The 17,208-nt window shown below is 36.8% G+C and carries 17 protein-coding genes and 1 riboswitch; of the genes, 14 read left to right on the forward strand and 3 right to left on the reverse strand.

Translation table 11 applies throughout. The features are described 5' to 3' along the window. Positions 1 to 35: 35 nt before the first annotated feature. The gene (locus Q1K37_RS04525) at positions 36 to 1,490 is read right to left on the reverse strand and encodes a nicotinate phosphoribosyltransferase (protein WP_300409827.1); all 1,455 of its coding nucleotides are present in this window, start codon (positions 1,488 to 1,490) and stop codon (positions 36 to 38) included. A 127-nt stretch (positions 1,491 to 1,617) separates the two neighbouring features. On the opposite strand from Q1K37_RS04525, the gene Q1K37_RS04530 reads away from it, so the two are divergent. The 11 genes from Q1K37_RS04530 (at position 1,618) to Q1K37_RS04580 (ending at position 12,267) form a co-directional block, all read left to right on the forward strand. Continuing rightward, positions 1,618 to 3,966, forward strand: coding sequence for a heavy metal translocating P-type ATPase (locus Q1K37_RS04530; RefSeq protein ID WP_300409829.1), 2,349 nt, complete (start codon positions 1,618 to 1,620; stop codon positions 3,964 to 3,966). Between the two features lie 12 nt (positions 3,967 to 3,978). Continuing rightward, the gene (locus Q1K37_RS04535) at positions 3,979 to 4,188 is read left to right on the forward strand and encodes a heavy metal-associated domain-containing protein (protein ID WP_300409832.1); all 210 of its coding nucleotides are present in this window, start codon (positions 3,979 to 3,981) and stop codon (positions 4,186 to 4,188) included. Between the two features lie 173 nt (positions 4,189 to 4,361). Further along, positions 4,362 to 4,841 (forward strand): CarD family transcriptional regulator, encoded by a 480-nt coding sequence (locus Q1K37_RS04540; protein WP_300409835.1) that lies wholly within the window; start codon positions 4,362 to 4,364, stop codon positions 4,839 to 4,841. A gap of 35 nt (positions 4,842 to 4,876) precedes the next feature. Next, a complete protein-coding gene (locus tag Q1K37_RS04545) occupies positions 4,877 to 5,959 on the forward strand; it encodes a PIN domain-containing protein (protein ID WP_300409839.1) in 1,083 nt (360 codons plus the stop codon). Positions 5,960 to 6,144: 185 nt separating this feature from the next. Further along, positions 6,145 to 6,849: a 2-C-methyl-D-erythritol 4-phosphate cytidylyltransferase gene (gene ispD / locus Q1K37_RS04550; protein ID WP_300409841.1), complete on the forward strand. Its 705-nt coding sequence runs from the start codon at positions 6,145 to 6,147 to the stop codon at positions 6,847 to 6,849. Beyond that, entirely contained in the window at positions 6,846 to 7,319 is a 474-nt protein-coding gene (ispF, locus tag Q1K37_RS04555; RefSeq protein WP_300409844.1) for a 2-C-methyl-D-erythritol 2,4-cyclodiphosphate synthase, read from the forward strand. The genes ispD and ispF overlap by 4 nt, the downstream gene beginning before the upstream one ends. A 51-nt stretch (positions 7,320 to 7,370) precedes the next feature. Further along, positions 7,371 to 7,464: riboswitch (SAM riboswitch) on the forward strand. A gap of 84 nt (positions 7,465 to 7,548) precedes the next feature. Then, positions 7,549 to 8,727, forward strand: coding sequence for a methionine adenosyltransferase (gene metK, locus Q1K37_RS04560; protein ID WP_300409847.1), 1,179 nt, complete (start codon positions 7,549 to 7,551; stop codon positions 8,725 to 8,727). A 212-nt stretch (positions 8,728 to 8,939) separates the two neighbouring features. Beyond that, the gene (locus Q1K37_RS04565; protein WP_300409850.1) at positions 8,940 to 10,385 is read left to right on the forward strand and encodes a DUF1700 domain-containing protein; all 1,446 of its coding nucleotides are present in this window, start codon (positions 8,940 to 8,942) and stop codon (positions 10,383 to 10,385) included. A 147-nt stretch (positions 10,386 to 10,532) separates the two neighbouring features. Next, positions 10,533 to 10,847: a PadR family transcriptional regulator gene (locus tag Q1K37_RS04570; RefSeq protein WP_300409853.1), complete on the forward strand. Its 315-nt coding sequence runs from the start codon at positions 10,533 to 10,535 to the stop codon at positions 10,845 to 10,847. After that, positions 10,844 to 11,461 (forward strand): DUF1700 domain-containing protein, encoded by a 618-nt coding sequence (locus Q1K37_RS04575; RefSeq protein WP_300409856.1) that lies wholly within the window; start codon positions 10,844 to 10,846, stop codon positions 11,459 to 11,461. Before Q1K37_RS04570 ends, Q1K37_RS04575 begins: the two co-directional genes overlap by 4 nt. After that, the gene (locus tag Q1K37_RS04580) at positions 11,458 to 12,267 is read left to right on the forward strand and encodes a hypothetical protein (RefSeq protein WP_300409858.1); all 810 of its coding nucleotides are present in this window, start codon (positions 11,458 to 11,460) and stop codon (positions 12,265 to 12,267) included. Before Q1K37_RS04575 ends, Q1K37_RS04580 begins: the two co-directional genes overlap by 4 nt. Before the next feature lie 108 nt (positions 12,268 to 12,375). Here the strand turns inward: Q1K37_RS04580 and Q1K37_RS04585 are convergent, their stop codons facing one another. Together Q1K37_RS04585 and Q1K37_RS04590 are read right to left on the reverse strand one after the other, a co-directional pair. Beyond that, positions 12,376 to 13,644, reverse strand: coding sequence for an MFS transporter (locus Q1K37_RS04585; protein ID WP_300409861.1), 1,269 nt, complete (start codon positions 13,642 to 13,644; stop codon positions 12,376 to 12,378). Beyond that, positions 13,644 to 14,924: an ectonucleotide pyrophosphatase/phosphodiesterase gene (locus tag Q1K37_RS04590; RefSeq protein ID WP_300409865.1), complete on the reverse strand. Its 1,281-nt coding sequence runs from the start codon at positions 14,922 to 14,924 to the stop codon at positions 13,644 to 13,646. The genes Q1K37_RS04585 and Q1K37_RS04590 overlap by 1 nt, the downstream gene beginning before the upstream one ends. A 119-nt stretch (positions 14,925 to 15,043) precedes the next feature. Between Q1K37_RS04590 and Q1K37_RS04595 the strand changes: the two genes are divergently transcribed. From Q1K37_RS04595 to Q1K37_RS04605, 3 genes are all read left to right on the forward strand, one after another. Continuing rightward, positions 15,044 to 16,102, forward strand: coding sequence for a rod shape-determining protein (locus tag Q1K37_RS04595; RefSeq protein ID WP_300409868.1), 1,059 nt, complete (start codon positions 15,044 to 15,046; stop codon positions 16,100 to 16,102). A gap of 218 nt (positions 16,103 to 16,320) precedes the next feature. Further along, positions 16,321 to 16,866, forward strand: coding sequence for a ferritin family protein (locus Q1K37_RS04600; protein ID WP_300409871.1), 546 nt, complete (start codon positions 16,321 to 16,323; stop codon positions 16,864 to 16,866). A gap of 51 nt (positions 16,867 to 16,917) precedes the next feature. Continuing rightward, positions 16,918 to 17,175, forward strand: a complete 258-nt coding sequence (locus tag Q1K37_RS04605; protein WP_300409872.1) for an HPr family phosphocarrier protein — start codon at positions 16,918 to 16,920, stop codon at positions 17,173 to 17,175. Positions 17,176 to 17,208 lie beyond the last annotated feature (33 nt).

Genomic DNA, 17,208 nt, shown 5'->3' on the forward strand with positions numbered 1-17,208 from the left:
ATTTATACTTCATGAGTGCTTTTTTTAAATTTAATCTATTTGTGCTTTGTCTCTTGTATAAGTCTATTTTTTATGTCCCATACCTTTTGTGAAAGGTCTACGATATAGATATGAGGGTAGTCGAAACGCTGAACTTCATCCCAAAGTCTTTTCACTTCTTCTATCCTCTTGTTTTTAATCTCCTCTAAGGTCGGTAGGTCATAGACCAATTTACCTTCTTTAAAGATAGGAACGAGTAGTTTTCTAACTGTGAAGTTTTCTAAAGTCTTTCTCTTCCAGGTATGCACTGGGTGAAAGATTTCTATTGGCTTGTCTTCATCTATCTTTTCGTCATGTAGACAGACTAAATCTGCAATGGCCTTATCGTCTTCTTTGCTATAGAATCTAAAGACCTGTTTAAAGCCTGGGGTAGTTATCTTTTCAACATTTTCGCTGATCTTAATCTTTGGTATGATTGTACCATCTTTTTCAGTTGCTACAAGTTTATAGACTCCACCAAAAACTGGATGGGAAGAGGAGGTGATAAGTCTTTCGCCAACTCCAAAGGAGTCCACCTTTGCTCCTTGTTCCAACATCGCCTTTATTTTAAATTCATCTAGGGCGGAGGAAGCAACTATTTTACAGTCATCATAGCCTGCTCTGTCCAACATCTTTCTAGCTTCCTTGGATAGATAGGCTATGTCTCCGCTATCCAGGCGAATTCCTACAGGCCTTTTTCCCATAGGCTTTAAAACTTCATCAAATACTCTTATTGCATTTGGAATTCCAGATTTTAAAGTGTCGTAGGTGTCCACCAAAAGCGTGGTATCGTTAGGGAAGGTCTCTGCGTAGGCCTTAAAGGCTTCGTATTCATTTTCAAACATCATAACCCAGGAATGGGCCATTGTTCCAAGGGCGGGAACTTTGAATAGTTTGTCTGTAAGGGTATTTGCCGTTCCAAGGACTCCACCTATATAGGCGGCCCTTGCACCTATGGTTGCGGCGTCGGCACCCTGTGCCCTTCTAGAACCGAATTCCATGACGGCTCTTCCGTCGGCGGACTTTACGATTCTATTTGCCTTTGTGGCAATAAGGGTTTGATGATTTATTAAAATTAGTGACATGGTTTCGATTAACTGGGCTTGAATAGCCGGCCCTCTTACGATAAGTAGAGGCTCGTTAGGGAAGATTACCGTTCCCTCCTCCATGGACCAAATATCACATTTGAATTCAAAGTTCTTTAAGTAATCTATAAATTCTTCTGAAAAAATCTTTTTGCTTTTGAAATATTCGATATCCTCGTCATCAAAATGTAAATTTTCAATGTATTCTACAAATTGTTCCAGACCTGCAAAGATTGCAAAACCTCCATTGTCTGGTACAGATCTAAAGTAAAGATCGAAATATGTTATAGTATCCTGTATATTTTCTTTGAGGTAACCGTTTGCCATTGTAAATTCATAAAAATCCGCTAAAATCGATAGGTTACGCTCATTTTTCCAATTTATCATATGCTCCTCCTTCTGGGTATAATTATATTATACGATATCTCAAGGCTTTTTGTTAGTGGCGAAAAGGTGTATAATTTAATTGGATATCAATAATGATTATCATATTATTGGGAATGGAGGAATTAGTTTGAAAAAACTTAATATAGAAGTACAGGGGATGACTTGCGAAGCCTGTTCAGCAAGAATTGAAAAAGTCCTTTCAAAACTGCCTCAAGTCTCCCAGGTAAATGTAAATTCAGTTACCGGTTTGGCTACGGTGACTTTAGAGGATGAAGAAAATTTAAAGCAGATTCCTGAAAAGATAGAGAAGGCTGGATATGAGGTCCCTTTAGAAACTGTAAAACTGGATATTCAAGGGATGAGCTGTGAAGCCTGCAGCAATAGGATAGAAAAGATGCTCGGTAGGCTGCCAATTGAGGAGGCTGTAGTCAATTCCATTACAAATTCTGGAGTTGTACGCTTTAAAAACGGTCTAGTTACCGAGGAAGAGATAGTCGGACAAGTGGAAAAGGCCGGGTATTCAGCTAAGGTCATTAGGGATGAAGAAAATGTAATCGATAGGGATGAGAAGGAACTTAAGGGTTTAAAGAGGGACTTGATTATCTCTGCGATCTTTACGATACCGCTATTTTCTGCGATGTTCTTTCATATGGCGGGAATTCACACGCCTCTTTCCAATGGCTGGGTCCAACTTATTTTGGCAATACCCGTTCAGTTTTATATTGGTAGAAGATTTTATAAAGGTGCCTTCAACTCCCTACGAGGTGGAGGGGCCAATATGGACGTATTAATAGTAATGGGAACTTCGGCTGCCTTTTTCTTTTCCCTATATCATACGATAATAGGTTCACCGGACCTTTACTATGAGTCTTCTGCTGTTATCATCACTTTGATACTTCTTGGTAAGTTCTTTGAAAAAAGGGCTAAGACTAGAACTACTGACGCCATAAACAAGTTGATGGAGCTTCAAGCAAAGACTGCTGTAGTGGAAAGGGATGGAGAAAGGTTAGAAATACCTGTGGAAGAGGTTGTCATAGGGGACATAATCCAAGTAAAACCCGGTGAAAAGATTCCCGTTGATGGTAGAATTGTCCATGGTAATACCAATGTAGATGAGTCCATGATCACTGGTGAGTCCATACCAAGGGAGAAGAAGGAAGGGGACACTGTAATTGGTGGAACTATAAATAAGAATGGATTTATTAAGTTTGAAGCCACCAAGGTTGGAAAGGATACGATGCTTTCTCAAATCGTCAAGCTTGTGGAGGAAGCCCAAGGTCATAAGGCTCCGGTACAACGATTGGCGGATAGAATTTCTGGTATATTTGTACCGTCGGTTATAGTGATTGCCCTGTTAACTTTTGTTTTGACCTGGATATTAAAAAAATCCATGGATCAAGCTGTGATGCATGCCGTTGCGGTCTTGGTAATTGCATGTCCTTGTTCCTTGGGGCTTGCAACTCCTACGGCTATTATGGTGGGAACTGGTCGAGGTGCAAGCCTTGGAATACTCATAAAGTCTGGAGAGTATTTAGAGAGGGCATGTGACATACAGGCCTGTGTCTTTGATAAGACGGGAACATTGACTAAGGGAGAGCCCTTGGTTCAAAGTGTAAATAATCATTCTGATATAAGTGATAAAAAATTCTTAGAGATATTTTCTTCTTTAGAGAATGCTTCGGAACACCCACTAGGTGAGTCGGTGGTAAAATATGCAAAGGAAAAGGGAGTTTCACTTTTAGATGTGGAAGGTTTTAATTCTTTGACTGGAATGGGAGTTGAAGGAAAAATAGGGGATAAAAAGTACTATATTGGTAGTAAAAAGTTAATGGAGGAAAAGAAGGTCTCCTATGACTCTAATGAGATTGAAGCCTTTCAAGAAAAGGGGGAAACACCTCTTATGCTATTTGATGAAGATAGGCTTCTTGGTATAATTTCAGTGGCGGATGAAATAAAGGATAGTACTAAATCTGCCATTGAAAAACTTCACCAGATGGGTATAGAGATATATATGATTACTGGGGATAGTTTGAAGACGGCTTTGGCAATAGGTAAGAAACTTGGAATTGAAAAGGTACTTGCGGAGGTGTTGCCTCAAGACAAGTCTGAGAAGATAAAGGAAATAAAGAAAGAAGATAAGGTCGTTGCCATGGTTGGTGACGGAATCAACGATGCGCCGGCCTTGGCGGAAGCGGATATCGGGTTTGCCATAGGTACGGGAACGGATGTTGCAATTGAAGCTTCGGATATTACCATAATCAATGGGGATATCAATTCTGTACCAAAGGCAATCCAGCTATCTAAGAGGACCATGAGAACCATTAAACAAAATCTATTTTGGGCGTTTTTCTATAATATTATAGGAATTCCAATTGCTGCTCTAGGATTTTTAAATCCGATGATTGCAGGGGCTGCAATGGCCTTTAGTTCTGTTTCTGTGGTTGCAAATTCCCTTAGATTAAAGAGTTTTAAATAATTGGAGGTAAAAATGAATACTATATTAGTTGTAGACGGGATGACTTGTTCCCATTGTGAATCATCCGTTACAAAGGCTTTGGAAGGTGTTTCTGGAGTTAGTAATGTGGATGTGGATTTGGAAACAAAGGTTGTTAAGGTGGAACATTCTGAGGATGTAAAAAAAGAAAGTTTGAAGGAAGCCGTTGAAGACATTGGCTTTGACGTTTCTGAAATAAAATAATAGTTTGTTAAATGAGTCGTGTGTTCCACGGCTCTTTTTTTTAATAAATTTTTAAATCTTTATATAAAAATTCCCTGTATTAGGGAGGGGGTTGACAGATTAGATAATTTTTGATGTAATAATATGTTTACCAAATTTGAAATATGGACTATAATAATAGTAGAGGTGAAAAAATGTTTGAAATTGGAGATAAAATTGTCTATCCAATGCATGGTGCAGGAGTTATAGTTGAAAGGACTTTGAAAACCATACTTGGAGTTGAAAAAGAATACTTTATTCTGCTGATTCCAGTAGGAGAAATGAAGATTTCTGTACCTATTGATAAGATAAATGACGTAGGAATAAGGGACATCGTTAATAAGCCTGACTTAAAAGAAGTTATAGATACTTTAAAGCTTAAGGATGTGGAGATAACTTCAAATTGGAACGCAAGATATAGGGAAAATCTTGAGAAGTTGAGAAGTGGAGTCCTTATAGACATTGCTGAAGTTTTTAGAGATCTCTATACTTTGGATTTGGATAGAGGTTTGTCCATGGCGGAGAAAAAACTTTTACACACTTCGAAAAAAATGCTTATCTCTGAACTATCGGTAGTGGGAGAAAAAAATGTTGCTGAGGTAGAAAAGGATGTTTTAAGTATTTTTCAAGAATAATTTTTTATAATATTTTTAGAAAGGAGGTTGTGCACTTGGCTAGAAGAGTGGTCAATCTTATGATGACTCTATTGGGAGGTATTTTTGGCTTTACCATTGTATATCTATTGGATAAGGCAAAGCTTATTTCAGACCTTTCAAAGAATTGGAGAATCGGGATCTATGCTATTGGTATTATAATTTTTTCTATTGTTTTTTATAATTTTTTCCCGAAGATGTTAAAGAGTGTGGAAAATTCCACTGAAAAAGCATCTACTTATCTTAAGAAACTTTCAATTTCAGAGCTTGTTTCCATAGCAATCGGAATGATTATAGGTTTATTTGTAGCTTTTCTTATATCTATGCTTATCATCCAAATCAAATTACCTTTTGTAGGAAACGTTCCCTTTGTCATTGTTTCAATTGTTATCTACATTGCCCTAGGTTATATGGGAATGAAACTGGGAATGCAAAGATTTAAGGAATCTGGAAGTTTTTTTGAGAAGATAAAGTCCGGAATTGAAAAGCCGGCAAAGGAAATTACTGGAGATTATATTAAAATATTGGATACTTCTGTAATCATCGACGGTAGAATTAAGGATATTCTGGAAGCGGGGTTTATCGATGGAAAAATTATCATTCCAATCTTCGTCTTGGAAGAACTACAACATATTGCCGATTCTGACAATGATTTGCGTAGGAAAAAGGGACGTAGGGGACTTGACATACTAAATATGATTCAAAACGATTCTAAACTTCCTGTAGAGGTTTCTCATAAGAGATATAGAGAAATTAAAGATGTGGACTCAAAGCTTTTGCAACTTGCTAAGGATGTGGGAGGAAAACTTGTTACAAACGACTACAACTTAAATAAGGTTGCGGCTGTGAGAAAGGTTGAGGTTCTAAATATCAATGAACTGGCAAATGCAATGAAGCCCATTGTAATTCCAGGGGAACAGATGACTGTTACCATTATCAAAGATGGAAAGGAATCCAACCAAGGTTTGGCTTACTTAGTTGATGGGACCATGGTGGTCGTTGAAGACGGTAAGAGATATATTGGAAAGACAGTGGATACTACTGTCACATCTGTGCTTCAAACTGCAGCAGGTAAGATGATCTTTGTAAGGATCAATTAAAAGCTTTACTTTTTGTAAAGTAATAAGTAAAATACTAACTAGAGAATAAGAATTTTCATTTAAAAACCTTTCTACACCCGAAAATGCACTGTTTCAAATTATGGAGCAGTGCATTTTCAATTTATGTAAATTCTATTGTCTATCTTTGACAATTTTATTTAAAGGTCATATGGTATAATTTTCATATGGATAGAAAAAACTTGGATAAACAGATTTCTGTTATCATAACGGCAGCAGGATCTGGAATGAGAATGGGCTCCTTAGTGCCCAAACAATTTTTAAAACTCAATAATAAGGAGATTATTTACCGTACTGTAAGTAAGTTTTATTATTTGGATTATATAAAGGAGATTATTATAGTCGTCGCCCAAGAGGAGATGGATAGATGCAAAAGTATCTTAAAAGACTTTAAGGATAAACTTAAATTTGCCAAGGGGGGACAGACAAGGGAGGAATCTACTTACAACGGGTTGATGATGGTTTCTGATGAAACGGACATTGTTCTCACCCACGATGGAGTTAGACCCTTTGTAACTGAAAGGGTGATTAGAGGGGCCATTGAGGAGCTTTCAGAGGAGAATGCCATTGTGGTCTGTGTTCCAGCAAAGGACACTATAAAGAATGCAAAGGATGGCTATATCGCCTACACTCCCAATAGGTCAGAGCTTTACAATGCCCAAACGCCCCAGGTCTTTAATAGGGGGCTTTTGATTGAAGGCTACGAGAAGGCCCTTAGGGAGAGGATTAAGGTTACGGATGACTCTTCTTTGATGGAAGTTATTGGCCAGCCGGTCAAGGTATACATTGGCGAATATGACAATATAAAGATAACCACCAAGATAGATTTGGTTATTGGAGAAATTTTGGCGAAGATGGAGGACGAAAGTTGAGAATTGGTTTTGGGTATGATGTGCATAAATTAGTTGAAAACAGAGATTTAATCCTAGGTGGAAAGAAAATCCAGTATGACTTTGGGCTTTTAGGTCATTCTGATGCGGATGTTTTGGTCCATGCCATCATGGACGCCATTTTAGGTGCACTTGCCCTGGGAGACATTGGCAAGTTATTTCCCGATACGGATATGGCGTATAAGGACATAGACTCTATGATTTTATTGGATAGGGTTTATAAGGTGATGGATGAAAATGGGTTTGAAATAGGAAACGTGGACTGTACTATTGCCTGTGAAATGCCAAAATTAGCTCCCCATATTGAGGATATGAGACTAAATATTGCAAATGGCCTTAGAACTTCCTATGAAAATATATCCATAAAGGCTACAACCACTGAAAAAATGGGATTTGAAGGAAGAAAAGAAGGCATATCTGCATATTCTGTGGTGCTTCTTGAAAAGAAATAGTTGAAAAATTTATTCCATAGTGGTACAGTAGGAGTGTAAAAAATAAATAATGACTTATTAAGAGTGGTGGAGGGAAAGGCCCTGTGAAACCCGGCAACCTATTAGGTTAGGTGCTAATTCCTGCAGATTATCTGAAAAATAAGATTAGAGACCTTGCTTTTCAGCAAGGTTTTTTTAATAATCAAAGACTTTTGGATTTGATTTTTAAAAGAGTATAGGAGGAGAAAAAATGGAAAGAAAATTATTTACATCCGAGTCCGTTACTGAAGGACATCCAGATAAAATATGTGATCAAATATCAGATGCCATACTGGATTCCATCTTGGAAAGGGATGAAAATGCTAGAGTTGCCTGTGAAACTTTGACAACTACGGGAGCTGTTGTAGTAGTAGGGGAAATTTCTACAAATACCTATGTGGATATTCCTACAATTGCCAGAGAAACCGTTAGAGAAATAGGATATGATAGAGGAAAATATGGTTTTGACTGTGACACCTGTGCGGTTTTTACGTCTATTAATGAACAGTCTAAGGACATTGCCCTTGGAGTGGATAAGTCCATGGAAGCAAAGGGTGGAGAAGATGAAAAATATGACAGGATTGGTGCAGGAGACCAAGGTATGGTCTTTGGTTATGCATGTAATGAAACGAAGGAACTTATGCCTCTACCAATCTCCTTAGCCCATGAGCTTTGTAGAAATTTAACTAAACTTAGAAAAGATAAGGTCTTGGAATATTTAAGGCCTGATGGCAAGTCTCAAGTTACTGTGGAATATGTAGATGATAAACCGGTGAGGGTGGATGCAGTTGTCGTTTCTACTCAACACGATCCCCATGTCACCACTGAAGAGCTAAGAAAAGATATTAAAGAAAAGTTGATTCTAAAGACTATTCCTGCTGACTTAATAGATGATAAGACTAGATTTTTTATAAATCCAACAGGTAGATTTGAAATCGGTGGACCTATGGGAGACGCTGGGTTAACTGGAAGAAAGATAATAGTAGACACCTATGGAGGTTTTTCTAGACATGGTGGTGGAGCCTTTTCTGGAAAGGATCCAACAAAGGTTGACAGATCAGCTTCCTACATGGCAAGATACATTTCTAAAAACCTGGTAAAAGCTGGACTTTGCGACAAGGTAGAGGTGGGTTTGGCATATGCAATCGGGGTGGCAAAACCAGTTGCAATCTATGCAGATACCTTCGGTACAGGAATGGTATCAGAGGATAAACTAGTGGAAATAATAAAAGAACATTTCGACACAAGACCTCTTGCTATCATTGAAAATTTAAACCTTCGAAGACCAATCTATAAACAAACTGCTGCCTATGGCCATTTTGGTAGGGAAGAACTAGGATTTACTTGGGAACTTACTGACAAGGCAGAGGAATTGAAAAAATATCTATAGGTCCTTATTATAGAAATTAAAATAGGGTTTAAACTCTAGTCCTTTGATATTTAATATATTTTAATTGGAGCGCTTAACAAACTGTAATCTATAAGAGTTTGTTAAGTGCTCTTTTTTTATGCCTAGCTTTAAAATGGAGTCTACATTATAATGTCCTTAGGAGAAAGCTTAAGGGTGAAGGTTATAGGCAGTTAAATAATGGGGGGGTTTTTATGACAAGGGAGGAATTTTTAGATTCCCTTAGGTACTATCTGTCTGAGATGCCTAAGGGGGTGTTGGATAAGATTCTCGAAGAGTATGCTAACATTTTTGATGAGGGTAGAAAACTTGGGAAGACAGATGAAGAGATTATAAGGGAACTGGGTTCTCCTAAGGAGATAGCCCTGGAATACATAGAATATCAAAGGGTTACAGAGGAGAATACATCAAGGAAAAATTATCGCACCAAGGGATTCTTTAGGCATAGTGACACGGGAGAAATCAACTGGGGAATGGTTATTTTAGCAATTATGTCTTCACCTATAACACTTCCAATGATATTTGCCTTTTTTGGACTTACTCTCGGTTTTGCAATTATTATTCTAATAGGTGGAATTTTCTCCATAGTATTTGGACTGTATTTGGTTATGGGAAGTTTATTTTCTGCTTTGCCCTTTGTAAAAATACCACCCTTTTTAGAGCCCATAAGCCTTCTAACTAAAATTTTAATTGGGGCTTCCTCTGTAGTTTTCGGCATTGTATTGGTCAATATCATTATTATCTTTATAAAGGCCCTGATTGAAAAGATAAATAATAGGGGTAAAGAGGTTAAGGATAAAGAAGAAAAGAAAATTTTAAAATCAAGAAACCGGTTTAACTCAAGAATGTTCCTTCTGTTTATACTTCTCTTATTCTTATCCATCACATCCTTTATCTTCCTGGATAGGGATAAATACAGAGGAAAGAAGATGGATATTGGAAAAAATGTTTCAGAGATCTATCTTGATTTAATTAGAGGAAGCAAAAACATACCCTATGAAAAATATGGTTTAACAAATCCCATTCCAAAAGTGATTCTTGATGAAGTCGAAGAAAAAGTTGCAAAAACTGAAAGCTATGAATATGATATTTCAGATATTAAAAAGCTAAATATAAGAAGTGGTTCGATTAATTGTAAAATTGTTCCATCAGATTCAAATAAAATTTTGTTAAATGTGACGGAATATGAGAAGGATATTGGTGATTCTAATGAGTTTACCCCCTTTGAAGAGTTTAAAGATGGAGAGGTTCTAAGTTTCAATTCTAAGGGGCATACTTCCTTTGAAATAACCATCAATATCCCGACTAAAAGTGATTTAAATGTATATCTAAGTGGAGCTAAGGTTAACCTTGAAAACAACTGTCTTTTAAAAGAGCTTACCATAGATGGGACTGATATCAGTTGTGTAAGTCACACTGAAAAGTCCTTTGATATTAAGATCGACTCCCAGTCCATAGATATGGATGTTTTAGTAAGGGAAAATAACTTTGACTGTATCCTTACTGGGTTTAAGATAGATTATGAAATCTTTGATAAAAAGGGAAAAAGGATGGTTTATCTTAAAGAAAAATTTGGAACTGGGGAAGATAAGCTATTATTAAATGCATTTTCCGTAGATTTAACCATGGGTGAAGAGTAGAAAACTATGTCAGCTTTTATTAAATTGCAGGACAAGAATAGGGAATTTATATAGAAGTTCAAAAAGTACTCGAAATTGAGTACTTTTTCTACAACGATACCTTGCAATAAAAGGTACTGTGCATTATAATGGTACCAGGAGGAAAAAATGAATATTCAATTAAAAAAGGGAGTGTTGGAACTGCTTGTGTTAGCGCTTTTAAACCATAGGGATTGTTATGGATATGAATTGGTTGAGGAGATTTCCAAATATGTGGATATTTCAGAGGGCACAATATATCCTCTATTAAGAAGGTTTAGTAAGGCTGGCCTAGTGGAATCCTACTTGCAAGAGTCAGAGTCGGGGCCTCCACGTAAGTACTATCGACTTACGGTTGAAGGTGAAAAAAATTTTAAAGTTCAAATTGCTCAGTGGGATGAATTTATTAAAGGTGTTGAAGAATTGTTAGGGAGGTTGTTATGACAAAGGGAGATTTCTTGGATTTACTTAGGTACTATCTATCGGAATTACCTAGAGGAGTTGTTGATGAAATAGTAGAGGAATACAATCTACATTTTGAAGAGGGAAAGGAACATGGAAAGACTGAAGAGGAGATTTCAGAGAATTTAGGTTCTCCAAAGGATATTGCCTTAGAATATTTAAACTGCGAAAAGTCTCAAAGAAAAAATACTAATGATCAGACTCCAAGAAAAAATGGATTTTTTAGAGACGGATATGGAAATATAAACTGGGCTGCAATCATATTGTTAATTTTAGTATCTCCCATAGTATTTCCCCTTGGAATTGCCTTTATAGCCATGGTATTTGCCCTGGGGGTTTCCATTGTTGCAATAGGTTTTTCTTCCATAGTAGCAGGTGGCGCAGTGATTCTAGGTACTTTTTTTCCTTTTTTACCCTTTATAACCATGGGACAAGGATTTAGGATGTTAAGTCCAATAACAAAAATCCTTATAGGATTAACGGCTCTAGTTATAGGGATAATTGTGGTAAGGGTACTAATTAAGTTATTTTCCTTCATAATTGGGAAGATTAGGGATAGATATGAAACATATAAATGGAGAAGGAGTAGAAGATGAATAAGACAAAGGATAAACTAACTTTAAAACTCTTGATTGTATTTTTCATCCTGCTTATTTTAACGGTAGTTTCCTTCTTGCTTTTGGACAAGAAAAATTTAGAGGATAAGGGTTACTATTTTGGTGATAATATGGACGAATTTTTTATAAATGTCCATGAAGGAAATAGAAAAGTTACCATAGGAAAGAATGGTATCAACATTGGTACTCCCCATATTAGCATTGGGGAAGTTGAGGAAGGTCCTAAAGAGTCAAAAGTCTACGAGTATGATATTAAAGATTATAAGAAGATAAGTGTTGATGCAGTGAGCGTTGACTGTAGGATAGTTCAGTCCGACCTAAATAAAATGGAAATAAAAGCAAAGGGTCCAAAGGGTAAGAATTTATTAGATGTGAAAAAGGGAACAGACTCTTTGACAATTGACGCTAAGGACAGAGGAGAGGTTGAGATTAGGATAGAAACTCCTTTGGCAAGTGACTTTCTTTTGGAACTATCCGGATCTTCTGTGAATTTGGAAAATAACTGTAACCTTAAAGGTCTTTCAATTTCCAGCATGTCGACGGAATTTACAAGTAAAACTGAAAACTCCTACGATATTGAGATTGATTCTATGTCTATTGAAGCGGATATTAGTGTGACAAATAATAATTTTGTCTTGTCAGCTGATGGAATGAGCATCGGTCATAATCTTCCCAATGAATCGGGAAATGTGACTGGTAGTATTGAAAAAAGATACGGAACTGGTGAAAATAAACTGAATTTAGAGGCTATGTCTGTGGAATTGAATTTGGTGGAAAACAAATAAGTATTTCCATAGGATAAAAATAGTTAAAGCACTCAAATCTTATGAATCCTAGATTGTGGTTAGCTTTTTGGGTTAACCTTAAAGGATTATAAGTTTGAGTGCTTGATTTTACTTTACTCTGGTACTTGAATTTACTTTTCTTTCGATATTTAAAAATATAAAGCCTAGGATAAATAGTACTATTAGACTTAGTACTCCATTTCTAACCTCGCCTGTTATCTGTGTAATAAACCCTACTAGGAAAGGTCCCATTATTGCGGCGAATTTTCCAAAGATATTATAAAAGCCGAAGTATTCATTGGAGTTTTCCTTTGGGATAAGCCTTGCAAAGTAGGATCTTGAAATGGCCTGTATGCCACCTTGGGAGGTTCCTACTAAAAATGCCAATATAAAGAAGTCCCTCGGTGTCTTAATAAAGTAGGCATAGATACAAATGATGGTGTAGATTACAACTCCCACATATATCATAAACTTTGGACCATATTTCTTTGAAAGCTTTCCATAAATGATGGCGAAGGGAAATGCTACAAATTGTGTTAATAATAATACCAACAATAGGACTGTAGCAGATAGACCCAAGGCGGTACCATAACTAGTTGCCATTTTTATTATGGTGTCTACTCCGTCAATGTAGAAGAAATAGGCTATTAGAAAATAAAAGGCCCTCTTATGACCTAGAATTTTGATAAAACTCTTCTTTAAATCCCTAAAGGCGTTAAGTGGATGGTTTTGAACACTTGGCACACCATAGACCTGTTCAACTTCTTTGTACATTGGCAAAGTGAATACAAACCACCAAATTGCTGTAATAATAAAGGAAATCTTGGTGGATAGGTTAACGGATAGTGGAATTATCTCCTTTTGGGATAAAATTATAAGGGCCATACATAGAATAAAAGGTATGGTAGAACCGATATAGCCTAGGGCAAACCCTGTGGTGGAAACCTGATCCATCCTTTCGTCCTCTGTTACGTCGGTTAAAAAGGAGTCATAGAAGACATTTCCTAAAGAAAAGCCTAGCACCGTCAAGATATAAAAAATCATCAGTATTATCCATTTTCCATAGGGTACTATTCCTAGAAGACCGGTAAATATGATCCCCATAAAGGAAAATACAGTAAATAATTTTTTCTTCATTCCGATTTGGTCTGCCCAGGCCCCTAAAATTGGGGAGAGTAGTGCGACTATAATAGAAGCTATGGAATTTGTATATCCCCATAGGCTGGTGGCAGCGGAGGAAGTTTTTCCTGCTGCAGTGACCATGGCGGTAAAATAAATTGGTAAAATAGCTGAAGTTACTGTCATAGAATAGGCTGAGTTGGCCCAGTCGTATAGTATCCATGACCATTCTTTTTTTGTAAATCTGTTTTTAAACATTATTTCAATATCTCCTTTAATATTCTTCCATCAACATTTTTCATTTCAAAATTACAAAGTCTTGCAAAGGTTGGTCCTTCGTCTACCAGACTCATCTTTCCAATGTTTATATTGTTCTTTATACTTGGTCCCTTTGCCATAAAGACGGTTTCGTAGTCCTCTTTTAAATAGGGGGAGTAGCCATGGTCGTTGGACTTGCCCTTAATATTGTTTTCTTTGAGTTCCTCTAAAGAATAGAGAAAGTCCTCGGGAAGCTTATCCGAAAAGGCGTATCCTTTTTTTGCCTCCAACATAAAGGCTGCCTTTGAAGAAACCTTCATTTGGATTAACTCTTCTGTGCTATAGATTTTCTCTATTTCACCTTTTTGAAAAGTCTCCTCTATAATTTTCTTTACTCTATCCTTAAGTTCATCCTTGGATAGATATATATAAGAAGATCCTCCTTGTGTTTTACCGTAGGCCTTCCAGGACTTAATCCTATTGTTTTCCATGGTTATTAATCCCTGGTTTCTAAAAAGGCTATTTAGAAATATTTTATTTTGAGCATCCATACTTGAATGGTCTCCTAGAAGGATAATATCCGTATTGTCAAAACCATAAACCCTGTCTATTCTATCTAAAATTTTGCCAAGCCTAGCTTCATGTCTATCTAAAGCCTCAAAGGCTTCTTTAGAACTAAAGCCGAATTTATGTCTTTGACTGTCAAGGTCTGTAAAGTGAATCATGGAAATGTCTGGCTTGTACTTTGCCATGGCGTAGATGTAGGAACTTGTCACAAATTCATCTAAATAAGGCTGGGCAATTCCCTTTAAAAGGTGTTTAAACTTCATAAACATCTCTATTTGAAATAGTTTAGAACCGTTCATCAGTGAAACTAATATCTGATTTTTATAGGGCCTATTGGCAAGGATTTCTGGTATATTATACTTTGCTTTTCCTCCTGCATTAACGGGCCATAACATGGTCATTACAGTGTAGCCCTCCTTAGTAGCCATCTCTTGGAAAGTAGGTTTTTGAATATCCTTTGAATACCAGTACCAGTCGGGAGACTTTCTATTTGGCTGTAAGAATGTATTGTCAACTATTCCATGATTTAAAGGATAGCACCCTGTACTAATTGAAGTGTGGGCAGGGTAGGTTACAGAAGGATAGACCGAATCCACTTGAAAGGAATAGGAAGCGTCTTTTAAAAATGAACTGAAATTTGGCTTTGTCTTTAGATAGTCCATGTCCAGTTTAGACAAGCCATCAAAAGAAATTATCTGTAAATATTTTTTCATGGTTAACCTCCAAAGATAGTATATCATTTAAATGTTAAATTTAGATGTATTCCACTGGTCCTATAAATTTTAAGGGTTTTGTGATATATTTAATCTAGTATGTAGAAAGGAAGAAAGAAATGGCAGATTTAAGAAAGAATATAGCGATTGACCTGGGTACGGCTTCGGTTTTAGTCTTTATGAGGGGAAAGGGAGTCGTTATAAATGAACCTTCTGTAGTGGCTATGGACAGTTACACCGGAAAAGTTATTTCTGTAGGAAGGGAAGCAAAAAAGATGCTAGGGAGAACTCCTGGCAATATAATTGCAACTAGACCTATGAAGGATGGTGTCATTGCAGATTTCAACACTACAGAGAAGATGCTAAAGTACTTTATGGAAAAGGCCCTTGGAAAATCTTTCTTTAAACCAAATGTGGTAATCTGTGTTCCCAGTGAAATTACTCAGGTGCAAAGAAGGGCAGTCATTCAGGCATCACGCTTTGCAGGTGCCAACAAGACCTATTTGATTGAGGAGCCACTGGCTGCAGCAATAGGAGCTGGAGTGGATATATCCGATGCAGGTGGCAATATGATAATTGACATTGGTGGAGGAACCACTGATGTTGCAGTAATAGCTTTAGGTGGAATCATCATAAATAAATCCATTCCCGTTGCAGGGGATGAATGTGACCTTGCAATCTCCGACTATATTAAAAAGAAATACAATATGATAATTGGAGAAAGGACTGCTGAAGAGATAAAGATAAATGTTGCTAGGGCATCTTCTGGAAATGACAATGACCTATTTGAAGTTAAGGGAAGGAATCTAATAAACGGTCTTCCAATGCATGTATTTGTAACTTCCCATGACATTTCTGAAGCCTTGGTTAAACCCTTGAATCAAATTGTGGATACTGTACATTCTGTCTTGGAACAGACTCCGCCAGAACTTGCAGCAGACCTTTTTGAAAGAGGGGCCATTATGACGGGAGGAAGCTCTCTTATAAAGGGCCTTGACAAGAGAATTGAAGAAAAGATTGGCATAAAGGTTCAAATAGCAGAAAGTCCTGTAACTGCAGTGGTTAGAGGAACGGGAAAGGCATTAAATTGGATAGAGAAACTAGACTCCAGTGAAATGGGTGAAGAATCCAATAGAAAACGTGCCATAGAAGAAAGGCTAAAAAGGGAGAATGGGTAAGATAAAATATTCTTTTTTAGCATAATTGTACAATTTTCTAAATAAGTATGGATTTTTTTATAATTTAGTGATAGAATAGGATAAGTAGGGAGTTGGAACGTTTTCACAGACCCGCTTAAAATGAAATCATTACAAAAATGTATCGAAAACTGGTAAAAAGTTTAATTATATGTTAGTATAGTGGTGTAAATAATTAAATAAAAGGGGTGTTTTTGTAAATGAGAGATATGACACAAGCAAATTTAAGATCTGCTTACGGTGGAGAATCACAAGCAAGAAACAGATATGATATCTGGGGAGATATCGCAAAGAAAGATGGTTACCCAAATGTTGCAAGATTGTTCCATTGTACAGCTGATGCAGAAAAGATCCACGCAGGATTACACTTTAAGGCTATGAAAGATGTTAAAGGGGACTTCTTAGTAGCTAGTATGGCAGGATTTGGTATTGGAAGTACTTCTGAAAACCTAGCAGCAGCTAGAGGTGGAGAAGTGTTCGAATACACTGAAATGTATCCAGCATATATCGAAGTAGCTCAAATGCAAGGCGAAGAAGAAGCTGTTAAGGCTATGAGATTTGCAGTTGAAGCAGAAAAGATACACGCTGAGTTATTTGGAAAAGCTAAAGAGGCTGTAGATTCAGGAAAAGACCTTGATAGCGAAAAAATTTACTTATGCCCTGTATGTGGATTTGTATCATTGACAGGAGAAGAAGAAGTTTGCCCTCTATGTGGATGTAAGAGAGCAATATTCGTAGAATACTAAATTCTAGGGAAGCCGTGCTTCCCTTAGAATTTATTTTTAAGGGAGATAGTTATGGTTGAGGAAAAGGTTATTTTACAAAACGAAGAAGGACTGCATGCCCGCTCGGCTGCAAGGTATTTACAACAATCGGTAAAGTTCGACTCAGATATAACTCTAGTTAAAGACGATAGGGAATATGACGGTAAAAGTATTCTTTCTATTCTTAGTATGGCTGCATTTAAAGGAACGGAAATTCTTATTAAATGCGATGGTATTGATGAAAAGGAAGCGCTAGAAAGTCTTGTGAACTTTATAGAAAATGAATTGTAGAAATTGAGATAAGTTTTATTAAAATATACCCGG

This window comes from Lagierella sp. (assembly GCF_029983815.1).
Classification (GTDB): domain Bacteria; phylum Bacillota; class Clostridia; order Tissierellales; family Peptoniphilaceae; genus Mediannikoviicoccus.